Here is a 26,678-nt window from a genome sequence, read left to right on the forward strand (position 1 = left end):
GCTCAGCGTGGGTCGACGACCAGGGCACTGCCGCCGCCCTGCCGGACGGGTTCGGCAGCGGCGAGGTACCGGCCGTGGCCGAGAGCCTGCAGCGCGGTGGCGTTACCGATCCAGGACTTCAGCGGCAGCGGTGTGCCGGTGAGTTCGGTGAACTTCTCGCCGTACCTCGTCTGCAGGGTGGCGCGGACGGAGCTGTCGTAGAACGCCGGCTCCGCCTCCGTGGCGGCGGCATTGCGCTGCGAGGCGCGCGGCGCGGCGATCGCATCGGGCAGGGACATGCCGAGGTCCAGGTGGTTCACCAGGATCTGCAGCACCGTGGTGATGATCGTGGCGCCACCAGGGGAGCCGAGCGCGAAGTCGAGCCTGCCGTGGCGCAGCACGATGGTCGGCGACATCGACGAGCGCGGCCGCTTGCCGGCGGCCGGCAGGTTCGGGTCGTACGCACCCGGTGTCGACGGCGCGAAGGTCAAGTCGGTCAGCTCGTTGTTGAGGAAGAAGCCGCGGCCGGGGACGACCATCCCGCTGCCGCCGAGCTGCTCGATCGTGTTGGTGTAGCTGACGACGTTGCCCCACCGGTCGGCGGTGACGAGATGGTTGGTCTCTCGACCCTCGTTGTCCGGGGCGGGCGCGGCGGCCGTCGCTCCGCAACCGCCGTAGGGGCGGTACGGGTTGCCCGGCGCAGCCGGTGAAGCCAGGGCCGCGTCCTTGATGAGGCAGGACCGGGTGGCCGCGTACTTCGGGTCGAGCAGGGCCTGCTGTGGCACCCGCACGTAGCGGGAGTCACCGATGTAGGCGTTGCGGTCGGCAAAGGCGAGGCGGGACGCCTCCAGGTAGCGGAAGAGGACGTCGGCGGTGTCGCGCCGGGCAAGCGGGAAGCGCGAGAGAATGTTGAGCGCCTCGCCGACCGTGATACCGCCGGACGACGACGGGGCCATGCCGTAGATGTCGCGGCCGCGGTAGTTCACGTGCGTTGGCCGCTGCACCGGAACGCGGTACTTCGCGAGGTCGCGAAGCGTCATGTCGCCGGCGCGGATGGGGAACTCGCTCTGCCCGGCGGCGACGGGCGGGTTCCTCACGGTGCGGGCGATGTCGCGTCCCAGCGGACCGTCGTAGAGGTAGGACGGGCCGTACTCGGCCAGCCGCTCGTAGGTCCGCGCGAGGTCGGGGTTGCGCAGCCGGCTGCCGTCCGGCAGCGGATCGCCCGTCGCGGTGAGGAACAGCTTGCGGGTGCTGGTGAACGACCGCAGCGCGGGCAACGACGCCTCGGTCTGCTGCCGGAACTGGTTGTCGACGACGAAGCCGTCCCGCGCGAGTCGCGCGGCGGGTCGGAGGTTGGCGGCGAACGAGTGCCGTCCGTAGAGCGCGGTGGCCTTCGCCCAGGTGGCGACCATGCCGGGGACGCCGACGGACAACCCGGACCGGCGCGCCTGCTCGAAGGGGAGCGGGGTCCCGGTGGCGGGGTCGACGAAGCGGGTGGACGTGCAGCCGGCCGGGCAGGTCTCGCGGCCGTCCAGGGTCACCACGCGGTGCTGCTTGGCCAGGTAGATGACCATGTAGCCGCCCCCACCTGGCCCGGCGACGAAGGGTTCCGTGACGCCGAGCGCACTGGCGGTGGCCACGGCGGCGTCGATGGCATTGCCGCCGCTGCGCAGGACGGCGATGCCGGCGCGGCTGGCGTCCAGATCGGCTGATGCCACCGCGCCTCCGGAGCCGACGGCCACGGCCTGCTTCGCCTCCGGCGGTGGCGCCGCGACCGCGGGCGAGGCCGCAACGGAGATCACCATCAGTCCGGTGCCGCAGGCGGCCGCCCACCGTCGCATCACGCGCAACAACCTCACCCCTGTCCGTCGTGCTTGGCCAGAGTCTTGCCCGAATCAGCCGCATTCATCCCCGATCCATGGGTAAGGTCCGTGTTAGGTTGTTGTGGACAGTCCGGTCCGCGGGGGATCGTCGAACGAAGAGGTGCCCCGTGTCCGTTGAGCAGAGCGAGCTCGCCGCCGCCGTTGTCGTCGTGGCCCGGTGGCGGCGGTACGGACATGACCGCGCGTACGTGCGGCAGGGCGACCGCGCGCTGGGCTACTGCGACCTCAAGACCGGCGCCGTCCACTGCGACGATCCGTCGCACCGGCCGATCGTCACCGAGGCCACGGCAGAGCTGCTCGAGCAGGCGCGGGCGGCGGCCTACGTCCCGAAGCACAGCGCGCCGGAGGCCGATCGGTCGTCGCCGCAGCCCGCCGCGGCTGACGTGAGGTCGTCGCCGAAGCCCTGCGCGGCTGACGTGAGGTCGTCGCCGCAGCCCTGCGCGGCTGACGTGAGGCCGGCACCGCAGCCTTCCCCGGCTGACGTCAGGTTGTCGCCGCAGCCTGCCGCGGCTGTCATGAGGTCGTCGCCGCGGCCCGCCGCGGCTGACGTCAGGTTGGCCGACGTCGATCTGGCCGGCAACCGGCCGGGCCAGGCAGCGAGGGAGCAGGCGACCGAGCTGCGATATGCCGCGCCGGTGCGGACCTTCTTCTCCCGCATCGCCGGCCTGAAGACCGATGAGCGTGCCTGGCGTATCGGAGCCGACGGCGAGGCCGAGGTCGCACGAAGGCTTCGCGCGCTGGGGCCGGCATGGCGCATCCTCCACGCGGTCCCGGTGGGTGATCGGGGCAGCGACATCGACCACGTGGTGATCGGCCCCGGCGGCGTCTTCACGGTGAACGCCAAGAACCACCCGCAGGCGAAGGTGTGGGTCGCCGGCGACACCGTCACGGTCAACGGTTTTCACCAGCCCTACGTTCGCAACAGCCGACACGAGGCCAGGCGGGCGGCGGCGTTGCTCAGCGCGGCAGCGGGGTTCGATGTCCCGGTCCACGGTGTTGTCGCGATCGTCGGCGCGCACGGGGGCCTCACGATCAAGGAGCAACCGCGCGACGGAGCCGTCTCCGTCGTGGCGCGCAAGGCGATCGCAGCGCACCTCGGTGCCCGTCCCGTCCTGCTCGACGAGGCGGCAATCTCTGGTCTGTACGAGGTAGCCCGGCACCTGTCGACGTGGCAGCCCAAGCGTGTCCGGCGCGACGCATTCTGACGTTCCGCGATGGTCGAGCTGAGACGACCCTGGCACCCGGCAGGGTGAATGCAACAGGACTCGGCGGGACTGACGTCAACCTCTCGTGAGCGCGACATCGGCGCTCCGGCCGCCTACGTCGGCTGACGCACGACGAGAGGACTTCGATCATGAACCGCAGCCACACCATCGCCCTGGGCTTCGCCACGCTGGCCGCTGTCGGCAGCCTCGCTGCCTGCTCCAGCTCGACCGATCCGACCTCGTCGTCCGCGTCCTCGGCCAGCTCGTCGGGTACGACCGCGGCGAGTTCGCCCAAGACCATCACCTCGACGGTGACCCCGACGACGTCCGGCTCGTCCTCGCAGGGCGGGGAGACGGCGAGCGCGCCGCGCAGCGGTGGACCCTGCGCGGAATCGCAGCTGCGCGCGAGCGTGAAGGGGGTGAACGTCGGCCTCGACAAGTACCGCGTCGTGCGTGTGACCTTCGCCAACATCTCCAGCTCGACCTGCACCCTCACCGGATATCCGGGGGCTGCGATCGAGGACAGCTCCAACCACCAGATCCAGCAGGCCAAGCGGACGGTCGGTGGTCCGGTCGGCGGCACTATCGAGCGGGTCCGGACCGTGACGCTGCGTCCAGGCGGTTCGGCCTACGCCTACCTTGAAGGGAAGAGCACCCGCGAGGTCGGAGCGGCGCAGGCGGGCTGCGACGCTCCGAAGTACCCGCGCATCCTGGTCACCCCGCCGAACACCGACACCCCGGTGCCGTTCACGATCGGGTGGCCGCAGTGCCATCAGTTCAACGTGCACCCGGTACGCGTCGACTGACGCTCGCGCCGTCGCAGCCGGCTCCTCCCGCCGATCGCGGCGGGAGGAGAGGGGCGCGCATCACCAGCGGTGGTGCACCAGCGGTCGGATCGACTCGTCGTAGAGCGACCTGATCGCGCCGAGGGTGTCGCCGTCGAGGGGAGCGACCTCCGCTGCGGCTGCGTTGGACCGAGCCTGCGCCACGGAGCTGGCGCCGGGGATCACCGTGGTGACGCCGGGCTGGTCGATGATCCATCGGAGGGCCAGTTGCGCCGGGGTGATACCCACGCCCTCGGCGATGCCGGCGAATCGCTGTGCCGCATCGACGCCGACCTCGAAAGGCACGCCCGCGAAGGTTTCGCCGACATCGAAGGCCTCGCCGTTGCGGTTGTAGCTGCGGTGGTCGTTCTCGCCGAAGGTGGTCTCGCGGCTGAACCGGCCCGACAGCAGACCGGAGGCGAGCGGGACTCGCGCGATGATGGCAACGCCGGCGTTGGCGGCGGCGGGAAGCACCTCGTCCAGGGGCTTCATCCGGAAGGCATTGAGGATGATCTGCACGCTCGCCACGTTGGGGCGGGCGATCGCGGTGAGGGCTTGGGCGCAGGTCTCGACACTGACGCCGTAGCGCGCGATGCGTCCCTCGGTGACGAAGCCGTCGAGGACGTCGAAGACCTCGTCGCTGGCGAAGACCTCGTCCGGCGGACAGTGCAGCTGCACGAGATCCAGCGTGTCGACGCCGAGGTAGTCGCGGGACCGGTCGTTCCAGGCGCGGAAGTTGTCAGCTGAGTAGTTGGCCAGCGTCTGATCCTGCTGACGGCCCATCTTGGTGAAGACGGTGATGTCCTCGCGGTCGCGAGTGAAGGCGCCGATCAGCTTCTCGCTGCGGCCGTCGCCATAGACGTCGGCGGTGTCGAAGACGGTAACGCCGGAATCGGTGGCGGCCTGCAGGACGGCTGTCGCGTCGGCTTCGCTCACCTCGCCCCAGTCGGCGCCGAGCTGCCAGGTGCCGAGGCCGATGACCGACACGTCCCGGCCGAGTCGCGATGCGGTGCGCTGTTCCATGTGATCAACCCTAGGCGCGGGGTGCGACAACTTGCGACGATGGGGAGGTGGCCGCCGACGAGACGCGTGACGGCGTCGGGCTGACCCATCTCGACCAGCCGTTGGTCGACGGTCAGGCGTTCACCAAGCGCCAGCTGGTCGACTACCTGGACGCGATGTCGTCACGGCTGTTGCCGGTGCTCTCTTACCGCCCGCTGTCGGTGATCAGGGTGCGGCCGGGACAACCGGGGTTCATGCAGAAGAATCTGCCGAAGTACGCACCGGACTGGATTCGCAGTGCTTCCTACTGGGCCGAGCGCTCCCAGCGCACGGTGCGCTATCCGCTCTGCGACGACCGCCGGACGCTGCTGTGGCTGGCCAATCAGCGGGCGGTCGAGTTCCATCCGGCGCTGTTCACGACGGCTGACGAACAGCATGCGACCCACCTGGTGCTGGACATCGATCCGCCCGGCGACGCGGACTTCGGTGCCGTCGTGGCCGCCGCTCGCCTCGTCGAGCAGGCGCTGGCTGACGACGGTCTGCGGGGAGCGCTGAAGACGAGCGGCTCGAAGGGTGTGCACATCTTCGTGCCGATCTCGCCGGTACCCGGTGATGTCGCCGCTGCGGCGACGCGGGCGCTCGCCGCCCGGGCCGAACGGCTCGACCCGGAGCTCGCCACGACCGCCTTCGTCGTCGAGGAGCGCCAGGGCAAGGTGTTCCTCGACTCGACCCGTGCCGGCGGGGCGACGGTGGCGGCTGCCTACAGTCCGCGCCTGCGCCCCGGCCTGCCGGTGTCGTTCCCCCTCAGCTGGGACGACCTCGCCGACGCCGATCCGCAGCGCTACACGATCGACAGCGCGCCCTCGCTGCTCGGCGGGGGCGACCCCTGGGCGGAATCCATGCCCGGTCCGCAGCGGCTTCCCGACGAGCTCGTCGAGCACGGGCGGAGCATTCCGGTCGCGCGGGTCCAGGCGATGCACGCGGGGTTGCGGCGCAAGCGGGAGGAGCGATCTAGCTGACCGTGCCGACCGCGACCGTCGCGTCGTGCTCCTCGGACGTGACGATCTCAAGGTCGAGGCCGGCGTCGCGGAAGACCCGTCGTGCCGTCTCGATCTGCTCCGCGGCGATTTCAGTGAGGACGACCCCGCCGGGACGGATCCAGTCGGGAGCGTCGGCGAGCACCCGCCGGAGGATGTGGTGACCGTCGTTGCCGCCGTCATGCGAGGCGCGGGGTTCGTGCTCACGGGCCTCGACGGGCATGGCGTCCAGTTCGCGGGTCGGCACGTACGGGACGTTGGCCATGACGGCGTCGATGCGCCCTCGCAGCCGGTCGGGCAGGCCGTCGAAGAGGTCGGCGACGTAGACGTCGTCGAGATTGCTGCGGGCACAGGCCACCGCCACCGGGTCGATGTCGGCTGCATAGACCTCGGCGCCGGGTTTCCGACGTGCGACGACCGTGCCGAGTGCCCCGGACCCGCAGCAGAGGTCCACCACGACGGATCTCTCGCCTCTCTCGCGAAGGCGTTCCAGCGTCTCGATCGCAAGGGCCTCGGTACGCCGCCGCGGGATGAAGACGCCGGGGCTGAGCCGGATCCGCATACCGAGGAACTCGGCGAAGCCGACGATGTACTCCAAAGGCTCGCCCTGTTCGCGGCGGGTGATCAGTTGGTCGAGGTCGTCGGCCCCACGAGCCGCTTCGAGTAGGAGGGCGGCCTCGTCCTCGGCGAAGACGCATCCGGCGGCACGGAGGCGGGTGGTCAATGAACTGATCGATACTGTCACCAGAGTCTCTTGCTTCGCTTCGGACCTAACGGTCGACAAGCAGATAGGGGTACTTGTCGGCTGGTTCCCCTACTAAGGGCAAGAAACCGCGGAGCGTTCGCCGTTCCTCTCGGGAAAGTTGATCATCTGCTTCGAAGAGGGCATCGATCAGCAGGTCCACAACCAAGCTCCACTCGCCCTCGCGGACGTAGTCCTGCAGATCGTCATAGCGCTCGTCTGGCAGCAACGGGCGTACAGACTCGATGAACTCGACGATGGGCTTGGCCGATGCTCGCGTTGTCATGGAAGCACTGTCCCCTTCGGCAGAGCGTTGTCCGGAAATGCAGTGATGACCTTGCCAGTTGCGGGCTGCCACACAACCCTGATGCGAACGCCATCCCGAACCTCCCAGGCGCGCCACACGGCCGGGCTGCCGTTCGCCTGGTACAGGCCACCGTCACCCGACTGTATGCGCCACTGCGTGGCCTTCGACCGGACTATGTCGGCGACGTTGTCCAACACCTTGTCTGCGTCCCAATCCCTAGGGAAGAGGGTCTTGGAGGCGTCAGGGTGGTTCTCGCGCCACAGGTGGCCCCCCTCGCCGTCATCTCCGTGGAGGATGTGTCTCTGATCCTTGGGCTGGATGAGATCGCGGCCACGCTTGACGTCGCGAGCGACTCCCGCCGCCTGCGCCTCAAGCCGGGCGGTTGACCCAGTCTCGGCCGCGCCGACGTCCATTTGAAGGGCGCGCTGTGTGCGGTTCTCCGAGCTGATCAACCGACCCAAGCGATCCACGTCGGTCACGTCAGCAGGAACCAGCCGTGCTCTCGCGAGCTTGTTGAGCGCCTGCAGCATCGACTGCACCCGTTCCGTTGCAACCGGGATCGCAGCGTGGACAGCCCGGACGGCGGCCGTGAAGCGCTCGAGCAGGTCGCCGACGCGTGCAGCGATCCTGGCGACCAGCGCAGTCTGGGTAATCTGGGTCGGAATCTCGGCGACACCGAAGGTGACCGCTGACAGCACCCCGCCGGCGACTTGCAGAGTCGCGGTCTCGACACCGAACTGGCGTAGTTCGGCTTCGACCTCGGAATGGCAGGTGTCGATGTGGTCGGCGAGGCTGTCGCGGAATTCGCCAGAGTGCGGTGGGTGTCGGCCAGGCTTCGGCCGCGCTCGGTCATGCCTCGGCACACGGCGATGACGTCGTCACACTCAGGGAGCCGATCGCGGGCGAAAAGGATGCTGGCCATCGTCGGCTGCTCTGCCGCCTGGTCTATTACTGATGCGCAGTGGCGGTACGCGCGAGCGGCCTGCCGCAGTCGGTCCTGCTGACCGTTCGGCCACACGGCGTTGATGACATGTTTGATCTGCGCCCAACCCCACGGTTCGTCTCCGCCGCCACCCGCGGCCGATGGCGGGTCCTGAGGCGGAGTGACATCGACATGCGGCGGAAGTCGTGTCACGAAGGCGTGATCCCGCGCGTGCGGCGCAGCGGAAGAGGCGCCTTCGGCCTCGGCGTAGTTCCTCGCTGATCGCCCGAACAAGTTGGCTGTGGCGAATGCGCCGGCGGCGAACCGGCTGGTCGCCGTCAGCAATGCGCGTGCTGCGGTGTCGTAGGCCGCGGCCCATTGCCGTCCGCCCTCGTCGTCGCCTGCCATCTCGCCGCACCCGGACAGGACGCTGGCCAGCTCGGTCGTCGCATGTCGGACCGGCTCGCCGATGTCGAAGTGCATGGTGCGCGCAGCGTCGATGAAGTCCTCGAGCTCGACCTCCAGCCGTGTCATGGGCCGAGAGGCTAGGCCGAAATGTCCGCTGCTCGCTCGTGGTCGAGACCAACCTGTGGATAACTCCAGGTCGAGGAGGCTGTGCGACCCCGGCCCTGACGGAAGTAGCGGCGCTGGGGCGACGGCAACGCCCACGCTCGCGTGAGCCTGTGGACAACCAGGCGCAGATCTTGGCCAGTCGTGCCAAAATCTGGGGCTATGCGTACGCGGCGATTTGCGGCTTATGTGCTGCTGGTGGGGTTGCTGGCGGGGTGCACGTCGGAGAGCGGCGGTCCGACGCCCTCCTCATTGCCTGCGTCCATGACCTCGGCGTCATCGTCCACGGCTAGGCCGTCGAGCTCCGCCTCGCCCCCAACCTCCTCGCCGACCAGCCCGGCTGTCGCCACCACTGGTCCGAATGTCAGGCCGGGGGAGAAGCCCCCAGCGCTCCCGGATGCGGGAAGAACGAATACCCGACCCGGTGCTGCGACCTTTGCATCATATTGGGTGTCTGTCTTGGACTGGAGTTACGCGACCGCAGATACAACGTTGGCGAAGCGGGTTTCATTGGAGTCGTGCGACTCCTGTATTGAAAATTTCCTGAAGCCTATTGAAGAGGTAAAGGTGAAAGGGCAAGTTTTCAAAGGTGGGCGAGTAACTCTTACGGGAACTCACTTAGTGGTGGATGATAGAACTCATCCTGGAACGGTGGCGGTCGATGTGACTTTCAATGTTGGGGCGGCCAAGGTCATCTCGCGGAATGGAACGGTCGTCAGATCGGGACCAGCGGTCTCTGGCATTCGGTGGCGAACTTGGCTCGTCTGGGCTCCTGGCGGATGGCGGGTGCGCGACTTCAAGAGAGTGTTGAGCGGATGAGAAGGCTCCTGGCATCGGGCTTCCCGCTGCTGGCGGGTCTATCTTTTCCTCTTCTTCTGGGGCACCAAGATGCCGCCGCGCTGCCCGGTTGCTCTAGCAACCCATCTGGTTTTGTTGTCTGCTCGGGGGCCGGACGCACTGTAAGCGAAAGCAATGCCGGAAGATCACGTCGGTCGGTTCCTGACGTAGTTTCTGTCACGTGCGGGACCAATGCTCAAACACAGCTCTACCGTCTCGGCGACCTCAACCCGGCGATCAGCGAGCGGACCTGCGCGGCGCAGTCGTCGAACTGCCGCGAGGAATCGCAGGACACAAAGAAAGATCTCGACCCAGTGGTGACTGTCGAGAAGCAGGCTGACGGGTCGTGGTGGTACTCCGGCAATGACTGTGTGGCGAACGGGCCAGCCAAGGTCACCGCGGCCATGGTGCGGCAATCGGCCGTCCGGCTGATCCCGACGGCGAAAGTGGGGATCGCGCCGCGCGGGACGACGTTGGTGAACATCGAGACGGTGTTGTGGGCAGACGCGTCGCGGCACCGCGACCTTGCCCCCGTCACGATCCTGGGGCAGCGAGTCCTGGTGAGTCTCACCCTCGATCACGTCTCCTGGACCTTCGGTGACGGCACCTCGGAGTCGTCCGGCCCCGCGGGCAAGGCTTACGACGCGAAGCACGATCCGTGCCGTTCGAAGACGTGCGCTCACTACTTCGGACACACCTACCGGACCACCGGCACGGTGCAGATCAGCGCCACGGCGACGTGGCACGCCTCCTTCACCGTCGCAGGCGGGGCGCCGGTCGACATTCCCGGCACCGTGACCGGTCCGACCAGTCGGGCGGACCTGACGGTCAAGCAGGCCCGTGGCGTCCTCGTCCCCAACCCCGGCGACCAGCCGTAGCGCCTCGCCGTGCCGCCGCGCGGACGGCGGAATAGGCCGCTCGACGAGCGGGCCCGAAACCGTCAGACCCCGTTCCTATGCTGACGACCGTGACCCGGCTGCACATCCACCGCTCCGAGCGCGCCGACCCGCTGGTCGCCGCGCTGGGCGAGGTGTTGCGTGCGCCGGGTGCCGATCCGTTCACGCCTGAGGTCGTCGCCGTCCCGAGTCGGGGCATCGAACGATGGCTGTCGCAGCAGCTGAGTCACACGCTGGGTGCCGTCGATCGGGACGGCGTCTGCGCCAACGTCCGGTTCCCGTCGTCCGACGCGCTGCTCGACGACGCCCTCGCCGCAGCTGACGACGGCTACGCAGACTCGGTCCGTAGCTGGACCTCGTCCCGCGCGGTGTGGCCGTTGATGGCCGCCATCGACAGCGTCCTCGGCGAGAGCTGGGCGGCCGTCCTGGCAGGTCACCTCGCCGCCGGTCGCAGCCGCCGTTTCCTCACTGCCAGCAAGCTCGCGCGACTCTTCGAGCGCTACGCCCGCTCCCGTCCCGACATGATCATCGCCTGGTCGAACGGGCGCGAGGAGGACGGCGTCGGCGGCGCGCTCCCCACCGACCTCGGCTGGCAGGCCCGGTTGTGGCGGCGGGTACGGGAGACGCTCGGTCCGTCGCCGGCGGAGCTGCTTCATGACGCGTGCGCCCGGCTGCGCAACCACCCCGAACGCGTCGACCTCCCCGACCGGTTGTCGATCTTCGGGATCACGCGCCTCTCCCCGCTCCGGGTCGCCGCACTCGACGCGCTGGCTGCAGACCGCGAGACCCATCTCTGGCTGAACCATCCGTCCCCCGAGCTCTGGCGGAACGTCGCCGCCCACGGCAGTGGACCGGGACCTCGGGATCACGATCGGACTGCGCACCACGTGCGCCACCCGCTCCTGGGCTCGCTCAGCCGTGACATCCGGGAGCTGCAGCTCTCGCTTGGTCCGCTCGGCGGCGTCGACGTGCACCACCCGGTCCCCGAACGTCCCACCAACCTGCTCGGCCGGCTGCAGCGAGAGCTCGCCGCCGACGACGCCCCGCTGCACCCCACGCCTGTCGCGCACGACGACCGCAGCCTCGTCGTCCACGCCTGCCACGGACCCGCCCGGCAGGTCGAGGTCGTCCGCGAGGTCATCCTGGGCCTGCTCCGCGACGATCCGACGCTCGAACCCCGCGACATTCTCGTCATGTGTCCCAACGTCGAGGACTTCGCACCGCTCGTCGCCGCGAGCTTCGGCATGGTGGACGAGCCCGGCGGGCACCCCGCAGCGCAGCTGCGCGTCCGCCTCGCCGACCGGTCGCTGCAGCAGACCAACCCGATGCTGGGATTGCTCGGACACCTGCTCGAGCTCGGTGGACACCGCATCACCAGCTCGCAGCTGCTCGACCTGGCCCAGTCGCCTCCGGTTCGTGCCCGCTTCGGATTCACCGACGACGACATCGACGACCTGCGCGCCCGGATCACCGCCGCCAACGCGCGATGGGGTCTCGATGCCGAGCACCGGCGCCCGTACGGGTTGGACAACCTCGACCAGGGCACCTGGCGCGCGGCAGTCGATCGCATGCTCCTGGGCGTCGCCATGGAGGACGACGACAGCTGGATCGGGTCCGTGGTGCCGCTCGACGATGTCGACAGCGGCGCCATCGACCTCATCGGGCGATTCGCAGAGTTCGTCGATCGCATCGCCGCCCTCGTCCGCGCCATGGCCGAGCCACATCCGGTGAGCGACTGGACGACCCTGCTCACCGAGGCCACCCTCGGCCTCGGCCAGCCTGCCCGGTCCTGGCAGGGCGCCCAGTTGCGTGGCGAGCTCGAGGAGATCGCCGAGGCCGCGAGCGACACCGACCTCCTGGTGACCCGGGCCGACTTCGCCGCCCTCGTCACCGCCCGGTTCACCGGACGACCCACTCGCGCGAGCTTCCGCACCGGCACGCTCACCGTCTGCACCCTCGTCCCCATGCGCTCGGTGCCGCACCGCGTCGTCTGTCTCGTGGGCATGGACGACGGCGCCTTCCCGCGCGCCGGCGTCATCGACGGCGACGACGTCCTCGCCCGCCATCCGATGACCGGCGAACGGGACGTCCGCAGTGAGGATCGGCAGCTGTTCCTCGACGCGATCTGCGCGGCGCAGGAACACCTCGTGATCACCTACACCGGCGCCGATCCTCGCAGCGGTGTCGAGGTCCCGCCGTGCGTGCCGCTCGGGGAGCTGCTCGACGCCGTCGACCAGACTGCCGTGGGTCCGGACGGCGGTCCCGGCCGCACCAGGGTGCTCGTGCGTCATCCGCTGCAGACCTTCGACGCCCGCAATTTCGCTCCCGGTGCCCTGGGCACCGCACAACCCTTCTCGTTCGATCCGCTGGGTCTGGCCGGCGCCCGGGCCGCGGCGGCGCCGCGACGCCGTTCCGAGCGTCTGTTGGACGGCGTCCTGCCGCCGGACGACGAGACCCAGCCGGTCGCGCTGGACGATCTCGTCGCCTTCATTGTCGCACCGATGCGCAAATTCCTGGAGCAGCGGCTGCGCATCAGCACCTGGCAGGACGACGACGACCCCGCGGACGCGCTCCCGCTCGACGTCACCGGCCTGCCGGAATGGGCGGTGGGGGATCGGCTGCTGCGGCGGCGGCTTGCGGGTACCCCGGTCGAGGTCTGCCGCGAGCTGGAGCTCCGGCGCGGTGAGCTGCCCCCGGGCCTGCTCGGTGAGCGAGTGCTGGCCAAGGTCGGACGCACCGTCGAGGCGCTGTTGGCGGCCTCGGCCGAGCTCCGCGCGACACCGCCACAGACCCTGGACGTCGCGATCGACCTGGGCGGCGGTCGGTCGCTGCAAGGCACGATCGGCGGCGTGCACGGCCGCGACCTGCTCGACATCACCTACTCCTCGCTGGGTGCGAAACAGCGGTTGCAGACCTGGATCCGATATCTGGCTCTCGTGGCTCACCGCAACGACATCGAGGTCGAGGCGCATTCAGTGGGTCGCTCCGGCACGGAGGCGGGCCGGTCCAGATTCCGCGGCATCGATCCGCTCGAGGCCCGGGGGACCCTGGCCGACCTGGTGGCGCTGCGGGACATCGGGCTGCGAGCGGCACTGCCGCTGGCCGTGAAGTCCTCCTGCGCCTACGCCGAGGCCCTCTACAAGAACCGCACCGAGGAACAGGCGACATCCTGGGCGTCGCGCAGATGGTCCGGGGACAAGTACAGCGGCGAGAACGCCGAGGCGGCGCATGTGCTCGTCCTCGGTGAGGCCGCGCCGCTGGAGCAGCTGCTCGCCCTCGATCCGATGAAGGACGAGACTCTGCGCTTCCCCGCACTGGCATCGCGGGTCTGGCGTCCACTGCTCTCGGCGGAGCAGCGATGACCCCGGCGGAGTTCGACCTGCTCGGACCGTTGCCCACCGGCACCACCGTGCTGGAGGCCAGCGCCGGCACCGGCAAGACCTACACCATCGCCGGTCTCGTCACGCGTTACGTCGCCGAAGGCGTCGCCCGGTTGGACGAGATGCTCGTCGTCACCTTCGGCCGCTTCGCCACCCTCGAACTGCGCGACCGGGTGCGCGCCCGCCTCGTCGAGGCTCGCGACGCCCTCGCCGATGTCCGGCGGGCCGCGCAGTCGGCTGACCCGCTGATCTCCCATCTCGTCGCGACCGACGTCCCGGCCCGGCACCGTCGCCTGGTGGCGGCGCTGGGATCCTTCGACTCGGCGACCGTGGCCACGACGCACGAGTTCTGTGGCCGCGTCCTCGCCGGGCTGGGAACCGCCGCCGATGTCGACGAGAACGCCACCTTCGTCGAGAACCTCGACGACCTCACCGTAGAGGTCGTCCAGGACCTGTACCTGCGGATGTGGGCACGCCCCACCGCGGGTGTCCCGCCGCTCACCGTCGACGAGGCGATCACCGTCGCCCACGAGGTGGTCCGCGACAGCCAGGCGCGCCTGGTCCCGGCCGACGCGCCGCCCGATACCGAGGCCGACGTCCGCTACCGCTTCGCGGCCAAGGTCCGCGACGAGGTCGAGCGGCGCAAGCGGGACCGGCACCTGCAGACCTACGACGATCTGCTCACCCGGTTGCACGCGACGCTGAGCGCTCAGGGCAGCGGCGCGACGGCTGCCGAGCGGCTACGGGCCCGGTACCGCGTCGTCCTGGTGGACGAGTTCCAGGACACCGACCCGGTCCAGTGGGAGATCCTGCGCGCGGCCTTCCGCGGCCACACGACGCTCGTCCTCATCGGCGACCCGAAACAAGCGATCTACGCCTTCCGGGGCGCCGACGTCCACGCCTACCTCGCCGCCGCCGAGATCGCCGACCACTACGCCACCCTCGCCCACAACTGGCGCAGCGACCCCGACCTGCTCGCCGGACTCGACGCCCTCTTCCGCGGTGCCGCCCTCGGACACGAACGCATCGTCGTCACCCCGGTCGCGGCCGGCAGGGACGGGCGCACCCTCACCGGAGACCACGCACCCGTCGAGATACGCGCCATCCACAGCGACCCTGCCTACGTCGGGGAGTTGCGAGACGCCGTGCTGCGGGACGTCGCCGGCCGCGTCGTCTCGCTGCTCGACAGCGACGACACGATCGTGCCGGCCGACGGGGCCCCACCGCGGCGCGTCGAGCCGGGCGACATCGCGATCGTCGTCGACACCAACCGGCAGCTGGACCTGGTCCACGATGCGCTGCTCGCGGTCGGAGTGCCCTCGGTGCGGCGGACCACCTCCAGCGTCTTCAAGACCGAGGCGGGGACGGACTGGATCGTGCTGCTCGACGCGCTGGAGCAGCCGCAGCGCACGACCCGACTGCGCCGGTTGGCGTTGACACCATTCGTCGGCTGGAACGCCGCCCGGCTCGAGACCGGCGACCTGGACGCGCTGGGCGTCCGGCTGCGGCGATGGCTGCGGACCTACGAGGAACGGGGCATCGCCGCCCTGCTGGAGACGATCAGCCGGGACGAGCGGCTGCCGTCCCGGCTGCTGGCCGAGGTCGACGGCGAACGGCGCCTCACCGACATCCGACACGTCGGCGAGGCGCTGCACACGGCAGCGTCCTCCGGTCAGCTCGGTCTCGCCGCACTGCTCGACTGGCTGCGACGCCGGGTGCGGGAGTCGCATCGCGACACCACCGCCGAACGCAGCCGGCGGCTGGACTCCGACGCTGCCGCGGTCCAGCTGGTGACCGTCTGGTCCAGCAAGGGGCTGGAGTTCCCCGTCGTGCTCGTCCCCTTCGAATGGGACCGCTGGCAGCGGGTCGGGGACGAGCCCAGACGCGACGAGGTCCCGCTGCTGCACGACAACACCGGCCGGCGCATCCGTGACGTCGGCGGACCGGCCAGTCCGGGCTTTCTCGACAGCGCGCAGCAGGCGCTCTCGGAGACCCTCGGCGAACAGCTGCGACTGCTCTACGTGGCCATGACCCGCGCGCGTTCGCAGGTGATCGCCTGGTGGGCGCCGAGCAAGAAGACCTCCCCCGGCGCGCCGCTGCACCGGCTGCTCTTCGCCGACGACCCCGCGAGCGGCATCAAGGAACGCGCACTGGTCCTGCCCCGGGACCGGTCCGCCGCGACGCTGACCTCCCGCGCTGCACCCGGCCGGCTCGAGGTCGTGCTGGTGACGCCCACCGAGCCCGGTCGCTGGGTCGGTGCGCCCGTCACCCGCACCGAACTCAGCGCCGCACAGCTGCGTCGGGACGTCGACGCCGCCTGGCGGCGGACGTCCTACAGCGCCCTGACTCGCGACGCCCACGACCTCGCCGTCGCCAGCGAGCCCGACGTGGCGGAGAAGGACGACGAACCCGAGACTCCGCTCGCGCCGCCGGCCGAACCGGACCGGCTCCGTGACATCCCTTCGCCCATGGCCGACCTGCCCGGCGGTACCGGCTTCGGCACCCTCGTCCACGCCGTCCTCGAAGATGCCGACACCACTGCCCCCGACCTGGCCGCGGAGGTCCGGGAACACGTGGCGGTCCAGCTCGGTCGAGCCGGTGGCGACGAGCTGGACGCCGACACCCTCACCGAGGCCCTGCTGCCCTCGTTGCGAACGCCGCTGGGCCCCCTCGCCGCCGGCCGCAGCCTCGCCGACATCGCCCCGGCCGATCGGCTCAGCGAGCTGGAGTTCGAGCTGCCGCTCTGCGGCGGTGACATGCCCCGCGGGACGCGCCTACTGCGCGATCTCGCCAGCATCCTGCGCGACCACCTCGCCGCGGACGACCCGCTCGCCGGCTATCCCGCGCTGCTCGCCGACCCCGTGGTGGGGAGCGGGATCCTGCGCGGGTACCTGAACGGCAGCATCGACGCGGTGCTGCGCATCCGCGAACCGGACCGGCCCGAGCGCTTCGTGGTCGTGGACTACAAGACCAACCGCCTCGGCGACATCGCCACACCGCTGACTGCCTGGGACTACCGCACCGAAGCCATGGCCGAGGCGATGCTGCATGCGCACTATCCGCTGCAGGCGCTGCTCTACGCGGTTGCCCTGCACCGCTTCCTGCGATGGCGGTTGCCGGACTACGAACCCGACCTGCACCTCGGCGGCACCCTCTACCTCTTCCTGCGTGGCATGTGCGGACCCGGCGTGACCGCCGACGACGGCAGCGTTCCCGGCGTCTTCGCCTGGCGCCCGACCTCGGAGCTGGTCATCGCGACCTCCGACGCCCTCGCAACCGGGGTGCCGGCATGAGACAGCTCCTGACCAGCCGGGCCAGCGGCCTGCTCGCGGACTTCGACGCCGCCGGCGTGCTCGCCCCGGCCGACGTCCACGTCGCGCAGCGTCTCGGGGCGTTGACCGGCGAGCGGGACGAACGCGTGCTGCTGGCGGTGGCGCTCACGGTCCGCGGGACGCGGCAGGGATCGGTCGTGCTGGACCTCGCCGACGCAGCCGAGACCATCACCGCCGAGGCCGACGATCCGATGGCCGACTCCGCCGTCCCCGCTGTGGCGGAGACGGAGAGCCTGCCGCTGCCCTGGCCGCAGCCGGCGGCCTGGGTCGAGGCGTGCCGGGTCAGCCCACTGATCACCGGCGCCATCGCGGGCAGCGCCGGCGGTCCGCCGCTGCGCCAGGTCGGGTCCCGGCTGTGGCTGGACCGGTACTGGCGCCAAGAGGTGCAGGTGGCCAACGACCTGCTGCGGCGCAGCGGCAACCGGCCGGACGACATCGACCCCACCAGCCTGCGGCGGGAACTCGACAGCCTCTTCACCTCGGCGGAGGTGGCCGATCAGCGGCGGGCGGTCGCGATCGCGGCGCTGTCTCGGGTCAGCGTGATCGCCGGCGGTCCGGGAACGGGCAAGACCACCACGCTGGCGCAGCTCATCGCCGTGCTGCATCGGCTGCTCGGCGCCGACCTGCGCATCGCTCTCGCCGCCCCGACCGGCAAGGCCGCCGCGCGACTGGAAGACGCGGTCCGCCTCGCCCGCGGCGAGTTGACCGAGACCGACCGGGCCCGCTTGCACGAGGTCAGCGCCCGCACACTGCACCGGTTGCTCGGCCGCAAGGCCGGTACCTCCAGCCGGTTCAAGCACGACCGGGAGCACCACCTGCCCTTCGACGTGGTGATCGTCGACGAGAGTTCCATGGTGCCGCTGACGATGATGGCGCGGCTGGTGGAAGCTCTGTCGCCGCAGACCCGGCTGGTACTCGTCGGAGATCCCGACCAGCTGGCCTCGGTCGAGGCAGGTGCGGTCCTGGGTGACCTCGTCGATCCGGACGACGTCGGTCCGGTGACCGCCTCGTTCCGCACCACGCTGGCGGCCGCCACCGACGGCGTCCCCGTGACGCTCCGACCGGCCGGGCAAGGCGCGGAGCTGCGCTCGTCGGTCGCCATGCTCACCACCGTGCGGCGGACGGCAGGTGCCCGTGTCGAGCTGGCGCGGCGAGTGCGCAGCGGTGACGCCACAGCGACCCTGGACTTCCTCCGGTCGGCGCCAGAGGGCGTGCACTGGCACGAGCTCGCCGACGACGAGCCGGCGCCGGCCGAGGTGCTCGCCGCGGTCCGGGATCAGGTGGTGAGTCACGAGCGGGCCATGGCCAGCGCCGCCCGAGCCGGTGACGATCGTGCCGCCCTGGACGCGCTCGACACCCACCGACTGCTCTGCGCGCACCGAGCGGGGCCACGCGGCGTCGACCACTGGAGTGACCTCGCGCAGCGCTGGTTCGCCCCGGCGCTGGACCACGCCCGCCGGCCCGATGGGCACTACGCCGGACGTCCGCTGCTGGTGACCGCGAACGACTACGAGATCGATCTCTACAACGGCGACACAGGCGTGGTCGTCGCCGCGGCCGGCGGTGGCGACGACGACGGCCTCGTCGCCGCGTTCCGGGGACAGAGCGCGCCCCGACGGATCCCGCTGGTGCGGCTCGGTGATGTGCGTCCGGTCCATGCCATGACGGTGCACAAGGCGCAGGGCAGCCAGTTCGACGTCGTCACCGTGGTGCTGCCGCTGCCGGCCTCACCGCTGGCGACGCGACAGACCCTTTACACGGCGGTGACCCGCGCGGTCCGTGAAGTCCGGATCGTCGGTTCGGCGGAGTCGATCACCGCCTGCGTCGAGCGCCCCATCGCCCGCGCCACCGGCCTGCGGGACCGCCTCGCCGCGCCGCTCGTCCCTGTGGGTGGGTGAGTCGGGTGGGTGGGTCGCGTAGATGAGTCGTGTGGGTGAGTCTCGGTAGGTGGGTGCGTCGGTTGCGTAGATAAGTCGTGTGGGTGAGTCGCGGTAGGTGGGTGCGTCGGCTGCGCGGGTGAGTTACGTGGGTGAGTGGGTCGGTGATTCGCTTGGGTCGGTGAGTCGCTCGGGTGAGGCGAGCTGCGGGGAGTGAAGACCTCCACCGTTAGGGTCGCCGGATGCCGACTGACTCCGCGCCGACTGACTCCGCGCCGTCCGACTCTGCCTCGACCGACCTCGCGCCGGGCGACGCCTCGACCGTGCTCGAGCTGTTCCGCCTGGACGGGCGCGTCGCGCTCGTCACCGGGGCCTCGTCCGGCCTCGGGGTGGCGTTCGCGCGCGGGCTGGCGCAGGCCGGGGCAGACGTGGTCCTCACCGCCCGCCGCGCCGAGCGGCTCGCCGAGACCCGGGCGATGGTCGAGTCGCTGGGTCGCCGCGCCCTCGCGGTGGCCACCGATGTCGCCGACCCGGAGGCCTGCCGGGCCAGCGTCGACGCCGCGATGGCCGAGTTCGGCCGGGTCGACGTCCTCGTCAACAACGCCGGCATCGGGACCGCCGTCCCGGCGACGAAGGAGACGCCGGAGCAGTTCCGCAGCGTCATCGACGTCAACCTCAACGGCTGCTACTGGATGGCGCAGGCATGTGGACGGGTGATGGCGGCCGGCAGCAGCATCATTAACATCAGCAGCGTCCTCGGCCTCACCACCGCCGGGCTGCCGCAGGCAGCCTACGCCGCCAGCAAGGCCGGGCTGATCGGGTTGACCCGTGATCTCGCCCAGCAGTGGACCGGGCGCAAGGGCATCCGCGTCAACGCCATCGCGCCGGGCTTCTTTGCTTCCGAGATGACCGAGCAGTACGACCCCGGCTATCTGGACGCCATGATGCGGCGCGTCGCTGCCGGCCGCACCGGCGATCCCGTCGAACTCACCGCGGCGCTGCTCTTCCTCGCCAGCCCGGCCGGTGGCTACGTCACTGGCCAGACGCTGGTCGTCGACGGCGGTCTCACCATCGCCTGACCCGGCTGGCGTCCGGGATGTGCGAGGCTCGGGGCATGGGACGGGTCGCGGTCATCGGTGACCTCGGCGGCCACCTGGCCGAGCTCGCCGGCGAGCTCGCGCGGCTGGGTGCCGACGGCGGTCGCCTGCCCGACGACCTCACCGTGGTGCAGGTCGGCGATCTGGTGCACCGCGGCCCCGACAGCGAGGGCGTCGTGGCGCTCGTCGACCACTACCTGCGGACCCAGCCCGGACAGTGGCGCCAGCTCGTCGGCAACCACGAGGCGCAGTACCTGCACGAACCGGCCTTCGAATGGCCCGAGCACCTGAGCGACGACTCCGCCGAGCTGCTCAGCGACTGGTGGCAGGCCCGGGTCATGACCCCGGCCGTCGCGGTTCATGTGAACGGCGAGCGGCCCGAGGACCTCGTCGTCACCCACGCCGGCATTACCGCCGGCTTCTGGGAGCGCGCGCTGGACCGCCCCACCGACGCTCGGCTCGCGGTGCGGGCGCTCAACTCCTTCGCCGGGCTCCATGACGGGGTCGTCTTCGCCGCCGGCCAGATGCTCGGCGGTGGCAAGCCGGACGCGACCGCGGGGCCGGTGTGGGCCGCCGCGGCGACGGAGCTGGTGCCGAGCTGGCTGGGTGTCGAGCTGCCGTTCAGCCAGGTCCACGGCCACTCCATGATCGTGGACTGGCGCCGGCGACAGCTGCGCTGCGACGCCGAGATCGCCGAGCTCCTCACCGTCGACGAGCAGGCCGCGCACGAGACCGTCACGCTGCCCGGCGGCCGCATCGTGGGCGTCGACCCCGGGCACGGGAAGAAGCCGCATCGGCCGTGGCGTTCGTTCGTCCTCGACGATGCCGAGATCGCCGAGTGACGGTCAGGCGTTCTCCTCGATCGACTTCTTGTCCGTCGCCGGGGTGCCGCCACCCTGGTTCCGGGCGGTGGGTCCGTCGTCGTTCCACGCCGCCTCGAGATGGCCACCGGTGTTGGCGATCACGTTCTTGCGCACGACGAGCCACCCGATGGCGAGCAGCACCGCGATGATCGGGATGCCGAGGATGACGATGAGGAAGTCGGTCTTGTCCCAGAAGCCGGGCGCCGACTGCCAACCCGAGATCGCCAGCGCGATGATCACGTACGCCAGGAACGCCAGGCCGATGTAACTGGTGATCGGCGAACCGGGCATCTGGAACGGGCTCTTCTCGATCACCCCGCGGTTCACCAGCCGGCGCAGCCGCAGTTGGCAGGCGAAGATCGTCGCCCACGTGAACGCCACGCAGATGGACGATGCCTCGAGTGCGGTGGTGAAGGCGTCCGGGTCGATGGCATTGAGCACGGCGCCGAAGACGTAGACGACCGACGTCATGACGATTCCGGCCCACGGCACGCCGTGACTGCTCATCTTGAGCGTGAACTGCGGCGCCTGCTTGGAGACGCCCAAGCTGCGCAGGACGCGCCCGGTCGAGTAGAGACCGGAGTTGAGCGACGACAGCGCCGCGACGATCAGCACGGCGAGGATGACGTCGCCGACCCAGCCGAGGCCCATCTCGTTGAACACCTTGACGAACGGGCTGCTGGCGGGGTCGTCTGGGTTCTTCGGCGCGTAGTCCTTGGTCGGCAGCATGCTCACCAGCAGCAGGATCGAGCCGACGTAGAAGACACCGATACGGAAGACGACGGCCTTGACGGCCTTGGGCACCTCGGTGCGGGAGTCCTTCATCTCGCCCGCGGCGACGCCCACCATCTCGATGGCGGCGAAGGCGAAGATCACGCTGGACATCACCAGCAGCGGCCCGTACCAGGTGAACCCGCCGTCGGACGGCCAGAAGCCGCCGGTGTTGTTCCAGAGGTTGTCGAAGCCCGCCTTGTGCGTGCCGAGGTGGATCCCGCCGATGACGTAGACGAGGCCGACGACGAGGAAGACGACGATGGCCGCGACCTTAACGATCGAGGCCCAGAACTCGAACTCGCCGAAGGCTTTGGCCGAGAGCAGGTTGATGATCAGAACGACGGTCAGCGCGATGAGGACGGTGACCGCGCGGGGCACGTCCTCGTACTTGGACTGGACGTAGAGCGCCACCGCCGACAGTTCGGTGATGCCGGTGAGGGCCCAGTTGAGCCAGTACATCCAGCCCGTAACGTAGGCGCCCCGTTCGCCGAAGAACTCGCGCATGTAGGAGACGAAGGCGCCGGAGGTGGCACGGTGCAGGACCAGTTCGCCCAGGGCGCGCATCAGCAGGTAGGCGATCACGCCGACGATCGCGTAGCTGATCACCAGGGCGGGGCCGGTCGCGGCGAGTTTGGACGCCGACCCCAGGAACAAGCCTGTACCGATAGCGCCGCCGATGGCGATCATCTGCACCTGCCGGCGTCCGAGCGACTGCTTGTAGCCGACCTGCTCGTCGTCCAGGGAACTCCGCGCCTCGGTTTGAGTCATGGGGTAGGGACTTCCCGGGAACGAGCTGCGAATCACACGTGAAACGCAACTTTTACGGATCTTGGGTGCGCTGGCAGCATGTCCGTCGTGGACGACGACACGGCACCCGCAACCGGTGAGCTGGCGGGTTTCCTCGGCGACCACGCGCCCTTCGACACGCTGCCCGCCGACACCCTGAGCACCATCGCGGCTGCCGCGCACGTCGTCTCGTTCGGTGCCGGAGCCGAGATCGTGGACGCCTTCGAGCGGCCGCGCGAAGAGATGTACGTCGTCCTCGACGGCCGGGTCGCGGTCTGCAACTCACGCGACACCACCGAGGCCGACGAGCACCTGGGCCCGGGTGGCGTCTTCGGCTTCTCCGCCCTGCTCACCCGGCGCTCGGTCGGACCGCGGGCGGTCGCGGACGGTCCGGCGACGGTCGCGGTCTTGCCGTCCCACGTCGTCGAACCGGCCTTCCACTCGGTCGGTGGGGCCCGCTTCCTGGCCGAGAACCTCTCGCGCCGGGGCGCGACCCGCGATCCCTCGTACGGCGTGGTCGACGAGTTGATCACCCGGACGCCCATCGTCGTCGACGCGGAGACCAGCGTCCGGGAAGCCGCCCGGCTGATGACCGAGCAGGACACGCACTACGTCGCGGTGGCCACGGACGACGGCTACGGCATCGTCACCGATCGGCTGCTGCGGGAGCGGGTGATCGTCCCCGGCCTCCCCGCCACGACCCCGGTGCGCACGGTCATGGACCACCCCGCGCTCACCACGCAGAGCGGTGATTCGGCGGCCGGGGCCCTCATCACGCTGCTGGACGAGCAGGCCGACTTCATCCTCGTCCTCGACCGCGAAGGACGGCTTCGCGGCGCCGCCACCCCGGCCGACTTCGCTGTCTCGACCACGACGGCCGGCGTCGCCCTGCGCCAGCAGCTCGGCCGCGCCGCCACAGCCGAGGAGCTCGTCGAGCGCGCCGGGTCGGTGCCCGCGATGGTCGCGGACCTGCTCGCCCGCGGCCTGCCGACGAGCAAGGTGACCGCGGTCTACACCGCCACCGTGGACGCGATCGTGCGCCGCGCCCTGGTGCTGACCTTCGACCGCCATCCCGACCTGGACGTCGACGCCTTCACCTGGCTCTCGCTCGGCAGCAACGGCCGCCGCGAGGCGGTGCTCAGCTCCGACCTGGACTCCGCCGTCGCCTTCGCCGACGAGGTACCCGGCGAGCTACGGCCGGCCTACCGGACGGCCCTGGGCGAGGTGACGGACCTGATCGCCGAGACCGGGCTGAGTATCGACGCCAACGGTGCCACCGCCAGCCGGGCGCTGTTTTCGCGCGACAACGCGCAATGGCGTGCGGCTGCCTCGGCGTGGCTGCAGGATCCGGTGCGGGACAAGGGCGCGATCATGACGTCCCTGCTCGTCGACGCCCGCCCCATCCACGGTGACGTCGGGCTGCCGGCCGTCCTGCGCGTCTTCGCCGACCTGCGCTCCCACCCCGGCACCATGCGGCTGCTGCTGGCCGAGTCGCTGGCGCGCAAGGCGCGGCTGCGGTCGGTGCGCGACGTGCTCGCCGGCCGGGCCGGGACCTTCGACATCAAGGCCCACGCCGAGGTGCCGATCGTCAACATCGCCCGTTGGGCCGCGCTCGCCGTCGGATCGTCGGAGCTGCAGACCACCGAGCGGCTGCGGGCCGCCGGCGGGTCGCCGATGCTGCCGGACGACACCGCCGACGTGCTCGCCGAGGTCTTCGAGGTGCTGCAGCGGATCCGGCTGCGTCACCAGCTCTCGCAGCGCGAACGGGGCAGCACCCCGACCGACATCGTGACGATGCACCGCCTCTCCCCGCTGGACCGCAGCGTGATCAGCCAGGCCGTCCGCGAGATCTCGTCGGTGCAGAAGCGGATGGAGAACGTCTCGCAGTACGTCTCGCCCGACGAGTGGTGATCAGGCGTTCCAGCCGTGCCACCGCTCGATGGTCAGGTGGGTGTAGACGCGGGGGCTCTCCCGGTTCGGGTAGGGCTTACCGCTGTAGTGCTGCGAGAGCCGGTCGATCTGCGCCAGCCCCTCGTCGTCGTGGATCTCACCCACCCGTCCCTGCACGCTGACGGCGGTGTACCAGTTCTCCTCGGCCAGCGCGGTGAGCGAGACGCGGGGGTCGCGCTGCAGGTGCTTCAGCCGCGCACGTCCCGCGTCGAGGCCCAGCAGGATGGTGCCGTCGTCCTCGAGCAGGTACCAGGTCGCCACCGTCACGGGACGGCCGTCCTTGCCCAGCGTCGCCATGACGGCCGGGTTCGGCTTGGCCAACTGCGCGCGGAGGTCGTCGGGAAGCTCGGTCATGCCACATCAACTCCGAAGTCACGGGCGATGCCGGCGAGCCCGGCGTCGTAACCCTGTCCGACCGCGCGGAACTTCCACTCGCCGCGGTTGCGGTAGACCTCGCCGAAGATCATCGCCGTCTCGGTCGAGGCGTCCTCGGAGAGGTCGTACCGGGTGATCTCTTCCCCATCGGCCTGGTTCACGACACGGATGAACGCGCGTCGCACCTGGCCGAAGTTCTGCCGCCGTGACTCGGCGTCGTAGATGGACACGGCCATCACGATGCGCTCGATCTCCTTCGGGACGGCTGCCAGGTCGATCGCCACCTGCTCGTCGTCGTCGAAACCGGAGCCACCGGTGAGGTTGTCGCCCTTGTGCTCGACCGAGCCGTCGGGCGAGACCAGGTTGTTGTAGAAGACGAAGTGGGCGTCGGAGGGAACCTTGTCGTCCGGTCCCAGCAGCAGCGCCGACGCGTCCAGGTCGAACTCGGCGCCGCTGGAGGCGCGGGCCTGCCACCCCAGCCCGACGATCACGGCGGTGAGGCCGGGGGCCTCCTTGCTCAGCGAGACGTTGCCGCCCTTCGCCAAGGTGACGCTCACGAGGCCTCCCTCTTCTCGGTGCGGGTGGGTGGCGGGGTGCTCACCCAGCGGATGCCGGCCACCAGGCCCTTGGCCGCGGCGCGGACGACGGTGGCCTCGGCGACGGGCAGGTACGGCAGCCGCAGCGGCCAGCGGGTCCAGGCCGGCAGCGAGGCGATCGACGCCGACGCCAGCACGGCGTAGGGCGGCCGCGCCGCCATCGGCAGCGGCGGTTTCACGAGCAGGAACCGCGCCGCCGCCCGCGCCTCGGCGGTGGAACGCAGCTCGGGACGGTAGGCCGCCAGCTGCTGCTCCAGCTCCCGCTCGGTGCGGGGCGGGTCGATCACGCCCAGCTTCGCGGCGACGACCGCGGTGTCGGCGACGTACCGGTCCCGTCCCGCGGCATCCAGCGGGTCGGTGCCGTAGAGCTGGTAGGTGCGCAGGAAGCTGTCGATCTCGGCGAGGTGGACCCACTTCAGCAGGTGTGGGTCGTCCGCCCGGTAGGGCCGGCCGTCGGCAGCGACGCCGTGGACGCGGCGGTGGATGCCGCGCACCTTCGCGACGGCGCGCTCGGCGTCCTCGGCCACCCCGAAGGTGGTGACGGCGAGGTACAGGCTGGTGCGCTGGAGCCGTCCCCACGGGTCGGTCCGGTAGTCCGAGTGCTGCGCGACCCCCGCCATCGCCAGCGGGTGCAGCGACTGCAGCAGCAGCGCGCGAAGTCCACCGATGAACATCGACGAGTCCATGTGCACCTGGCGGATCGCGGCGTCGGGGGCGAACCAGCGCTCGCCCTCGGCCAGATGGATGCGCTCGCGGTGCCGGGGGCCGTCCTCACCGGCGACACGGGAGAAGACCGCCTGCCCGAGACGTGTCCGTAGCGAGGCGACCATGCAGCCATCATGCCCAAGGCACGTGGGAATCCGCACGGCGCCGCTGCCGCGGCGAGCAGGGCTGGCAGGATTTACGGTTATGACGCTCGACAGCGACGTGGCCGGAGCCTGGCTCACCGACGAGGACATGCAGCTGGCACGGCAGCGACTGCCGATCCTGTACGTCGACGCCGTGCCGGTGCGGGTGGACGAGACCGGTGAGGTCACGGAGGTCGGTCTGTTGCTGCGTGCCGACGAGGAAGGCACCATGAGCCGGGCGCTGGTCTCGGGGCGCGTGCTCTACGGCGAGCGGGTGCGGCAGGCGCTGGTCCGCCACTTGGAGAAGGACCTCGGCCCGCTCGCGCTGCCCCGGATCCCGGCCTCGCCGCAGCCGTTCACGGTGGCCGAGTACTTCCCGGTCCCCGGCATCACACCGTTCCACGACCTGCGGCAGCACGCGGTCTCGCTGGCCTTCGTCATCCCGGTAGAGGGCGACTGCCAGCCCCGTCAGGATGCGCTGGAGCTGACCTGGATGACGCCGAACGAAGCCCGGGAGGACCGTGTGCTGCGGGAGATGGTCGGCGGGCAGAGCACGCTGCTGCTGCACGCCCTCGCGCACGTCGGCGTGTAGGGCG

Annotated in this window: 21 protein-coding genes and 1 pseudogene; 12 read left to right on the plus strand and 10 right to left on the minus strand. The window is 70.4% G+C overall.

The features are described 5' to 3' along the window. Nucleotides 1–2 precede the first annotated feature (2 nt). Complete coding sequence (gene ggt, locus AC0NZQ_RS10290; protein WP_474531365.1) at nucleotides 3–1,820, minus strand: gamma-glutamyltransferase; 1,818 nt, start codon at nucleotides 1,818–1,820, stop codon at nucleotides 3–5. 149 nt (nucleotides 1,821–1,969) lie between these two features. Between ggt and AC0NZQ_RS10295 the strand changes: the two genes are divergently transcribed. After that, a complete protein-coding gene (locus AC0NZQ_RS10295) occupies nucleotides 1,970–3,067 on the plus strand; it encodes a nuclease-related domain-containing protein (protein ID WP_474529723.1) in 1,098 nt (365 codons plus the stop codon). Nucleotides 3,068–3,216: 149 nt separating this feature from the next. Beyond that, a complete protein-coding gene (locus AC0NZQ_RS10300; protein WP_474529724.1) occupies nucleotides 3,217–3,873 on the plus strand; it encodes a DUF4232 domain-containing protein in 657 nt (218 codons plus the stop codon). A gap of 60 nt (nucleotides 3,874–3,933) precedes the next feature. On the opposite strand, the gene AC0NZQ_RS10305 is transcribed toward AC0NZQ_RS10300, so the two are convergent. After that, nucleotides 3,934–4,914, minus strand: coding sequence for an aldo/keto reductase (locus tag AC0NZQ_RS10305; protein WP_474529725.1), 981 nt, complete (start codon nucleotides 4,912–4,914; stop codon nucleotides 3,934–3,936). 47 nt (nucleotides 4,915–4,961) lie between these two features. On the opposite strand from AC0NZQ_RS10305, the gene AC0NZQ_RS10310 reads away from it, so the two are divergent. Further along, the gene (locus tag AC0NZQ_RS10310) at nucleotides 4,962–5,912 is read left to right on the plus strand and encodes a DNA polymerase domain-containing protein (RefSeq protein ID WP_474529726.1); all 951 of its coding nucleotides are present in this window, start codon (nucleotides 4,962–4,964) and stop codon (nucleotides 5,910–5,912) included. Here AC0NZQ_RS10310 and AC0NZQ_RS10315 read toward each other — a convergent pair. The 4 genes from AC0NZQ_RS10315 to AC0NZQ_RS10330 form a co-directional block, all read right to left on the minus strand. Next, nucleotides 5,905–6,654 (minus strand): putative protein N(5)-glutamine methyltransferase, encoded by a 750-nt coding sequence (locus tag AC0NZQ_RS10315; RefSeq protein WP_474529727.1) that lies wholly within the window; start codon nucleotides 6,652–6,654, stop codon nucleotides 5,905–5,907. The two genes, AC0NZQ_RS10310 and AC0NZQ_RS10315, sit on opposite strands and share 8 nt — an antisense overlap. Nucleotides 6,655–6,700: 46 nt before the next feature. Next, nucleotides 6,701–6,958, minus strand: coding sequence for a hypothetical protein (locus tag AC0NZQ_RS10320; RefSeq protein ID WP_474529728.1), 258 nt, complete (start codon nucleotides 6,956–6,958; stop codon nucleotides 6,701–6,703). Beyond that, nucleotides 6,955–7,842 carry an EndoU domain-containing protein gene (locus tag AC0NZQ_RS10325; protein ID WP_474529729.1) on the minus strand — a complete coding sequence of 296 codons (888 nt, stop codon included), beginning with the start codon at nucleotides 7,840–7,842 and terminating at the stop codon, nucleotides 6,955–6,957. Before AC0NZQ_RS10325 ends, AC0NZQ_RS10320 begins: the two co-directional genes overlap by 4 nt. Nucleotides 7,843–8,656: 814 nt before the next feature. After that, nucleotides 8,657–8,824 carry a hypothetical protein gene (locus tag AC0NZQ_RS10330; RefSeq protein WP_474531449.1) on the minus strand — a complete coding sequence of 56 codons (168 nt, stop codon included), beginning with the start codon at nucleotides 8,822–8,824 and terminating at the stop codon, nucleotides 8,657–8,659. 43 nt (nucleotides 8,825–8,867) lie between these two features. Here AC0NZQ_RS10330 and AC0NZQ_RS10335 point away from each other — a divergent pair. The 7 genes and pseudogenes from AC0NZQ_RS10335 to AC0NZQ_RS10365 form a co-directional block, all read left to right on the plus strand. Continuing rightward, nucleotides 8,868–9,290: pseudogene (locus tag AC0NZQ_RS10335) on the plus strand (DUF6318 family protein); the annotation flags it as partial. Beyond that, nucleotides 9,287–10,186 carry a hypothetical protein gene (locus AC0NZQ_RS10340; RefSeq protein ID WP_474529730.1) on the plus strand — a complete coding sequence of 300 codons (900 nt, stop codon included), beginning with the start codon at nucleotides 9,287–9,289 and terminating at the stop codon, nucleotides 10,184–10,186. The pseudogene AC0NZQ_RS10335 and the gene AC0NZQ_RS10340, both read left to right, overlap by 4 nt. 89 nt (nucleotides 10,187–10,275) lie before the next feature. Beyond that, a complete protein-coding gene (recC, locus tag AC0NZQ_RS10345; protein WP_474529731.1) occupies nucleotides 10,276–13,566 on the plus strand; it encodes an exodeoxyribonuclease V subunit gamma in 3,291 nt (1,096 codons plus the stop codon). After that, a complete protein-coding gene (locus tag AC0NZQ_RS10350; RefSeq protein ID WP_474529732.1) occupies nucleotides 13,563–16,877 on the plus strand; it encodes a UvrD-helicase domain-containing protein in 3,315 nt (1,104 codons plus the stop codon). Before recC ends, AC0NZQ_RS10350 begins: the two co-directional genes overlap by 4 nt. After that, entirely contained in the window at nucleotides 16,874–18,814 is a 1,941-nt protein-coding gene (recD, locus tag AC0NZQ_RS10355) for an exodeoxyribonuclease V subunit alpha (RefSeq protein WP_474529733.1), read from the plus strand. Before AC0NZQ_RS10350 ends, recD begins: the two co-directional genes overlap by 4 nt. 221 nt (nucleotides 18,815–19,035) lie before the next feature. Then, complete coding sequence (locus AC0NZQ_RS10360) at nucleotides 19,036–19,872, plus strand: SDR family NAD(P)-dependent oxidoreductase (RefSeq protein WP_474529734.1); 837 nt, start codon at nucleotides 19,036–19,038, stop codon at nucleotides 19,870–19,872. A 35-nt stretch (nucleotides 19,873–19,907) separates the two neighbouring features. Next, nucleotides 19,908–20,732, plus strand: coding sequence for a metallophosphoesterase (locus AC0NZQ_RS10365; RefSeq protein ID WP_474529735.1), 825 nt, complete (start codon nucleotides 19,908–19,910; stop codon nucleotides 20,730–20,732). A 3-nt stretch (nucleotides 20,733–20,735) separates the two neighbouring features. Here AC0NZQ_RS10365 and AC0NZQ_RS10370 read toward each other — a convergent pair whose 3' ends face one another. After that, complete coding sequence (locus AC0NZQ_RS10370) at nucleotides 20,736–22,295, minus strand: amino acid permease (protein ID WP_474529737.1); 1,560 nt, start codon at nucleotides 22,293–22,295, stop codon at nucleotides 20,736–20,738. A gap of 87 nt (nucleotides 22,296–22,382) precedes the next feature. On the opposite strand from AC0NZQ_RS10370, the gene AC0NZQ_RS10375 reads away from it, so the two are divergent. Further along, nucleotides 22,383–24,224, plus strand: coding sequence for a putative nucleotidyltransferase substrate binding domain-containing protein (locus tag AC0NZQ_RS10375; RefSeq protein ID WP_474529738.1), 1,842 nt, complete (start codon nucleotides 22,383–22,385; stop codon nucleotides 24,222–24,224). On the opposite strand, the gene AC0NZQ_RS10380 is transcribed toward AC0NZQ_RS10375, so the two are convergent. Genes AC0NZQ_RS10380 through AC0NZQ_RS10390 form a run of 3 tightly spaced genes read right to left on the minus strand, consistent with a single transcriptional unit; the run spans nucleotide 24,225 to nucleotide 26,064 of the window. Then, complete coding sequence (locus AC0NZQ_RS10380; protein ID WP_474529739.1) at nucleotides 24,225–24,617, minus strand: PPOX class F420-dependent oxidoreductase; 393 nt, start codon at nucleotides 24,615–24,617, stop codon at nucleotides 24,225–24,227. Beyond that, the gene (locus AC0NZQ_RS10385; protein ID WP_474529740.1) at nucleotides 24,614–25,195 is read right to left on the minus strand and encodes a TerD family protein; all 582 of its coding nucleotides are present in this window, start codon (nucleotides 25,193–25,195) and stop codon (nucleotides 24,614–24,616) included. The genes AC0NZQ_RS10380 and AC0NZQ_RS10385 overlap by 4 nt, the downstream gene beginning before the upstream one ends. Beyond that, on the minus strand, nucleotides 25,192–26,064 hold the full coding sequence (locus AC0NZQ_RS10390) for an oxygenase MpaB family protein (protein ID WP_474529741.1): 873 nt from the start codon (nucleotides 26,062–26,064) through the stop codon (nucleotides 25,192–25,194). The genes AC0NZQ_RS10385 and AC0NZQ_RS10390 overlap by 4 nt, the downstream gene beginning before the upstream one ends. Before the next feature lie 79 nt (nucleotides 26,065–26,143). Between AC0NZQ_RS10390 and AC0NZQ_RS10395 the strand changes: the two genes are divergently transcribed. Next, complete coding sequence (locus AC0NZQ_RS10395; protein ID WP_474529742.1) at nucleotides 26,144–26,674, plus strand: NUDIX hydrolase family protein; 531 nt, start codon at nucleotides 26,144–26,146, stop codon at nucleotides 26,672–26,674. The last annotated feature ends 4 nt before the right edge of the window (nucleotides 26,675–26,678 follow it).

It is taken from the genome of Jatrophihabitans sp. sgz311053, assembly GCF_056135305.1.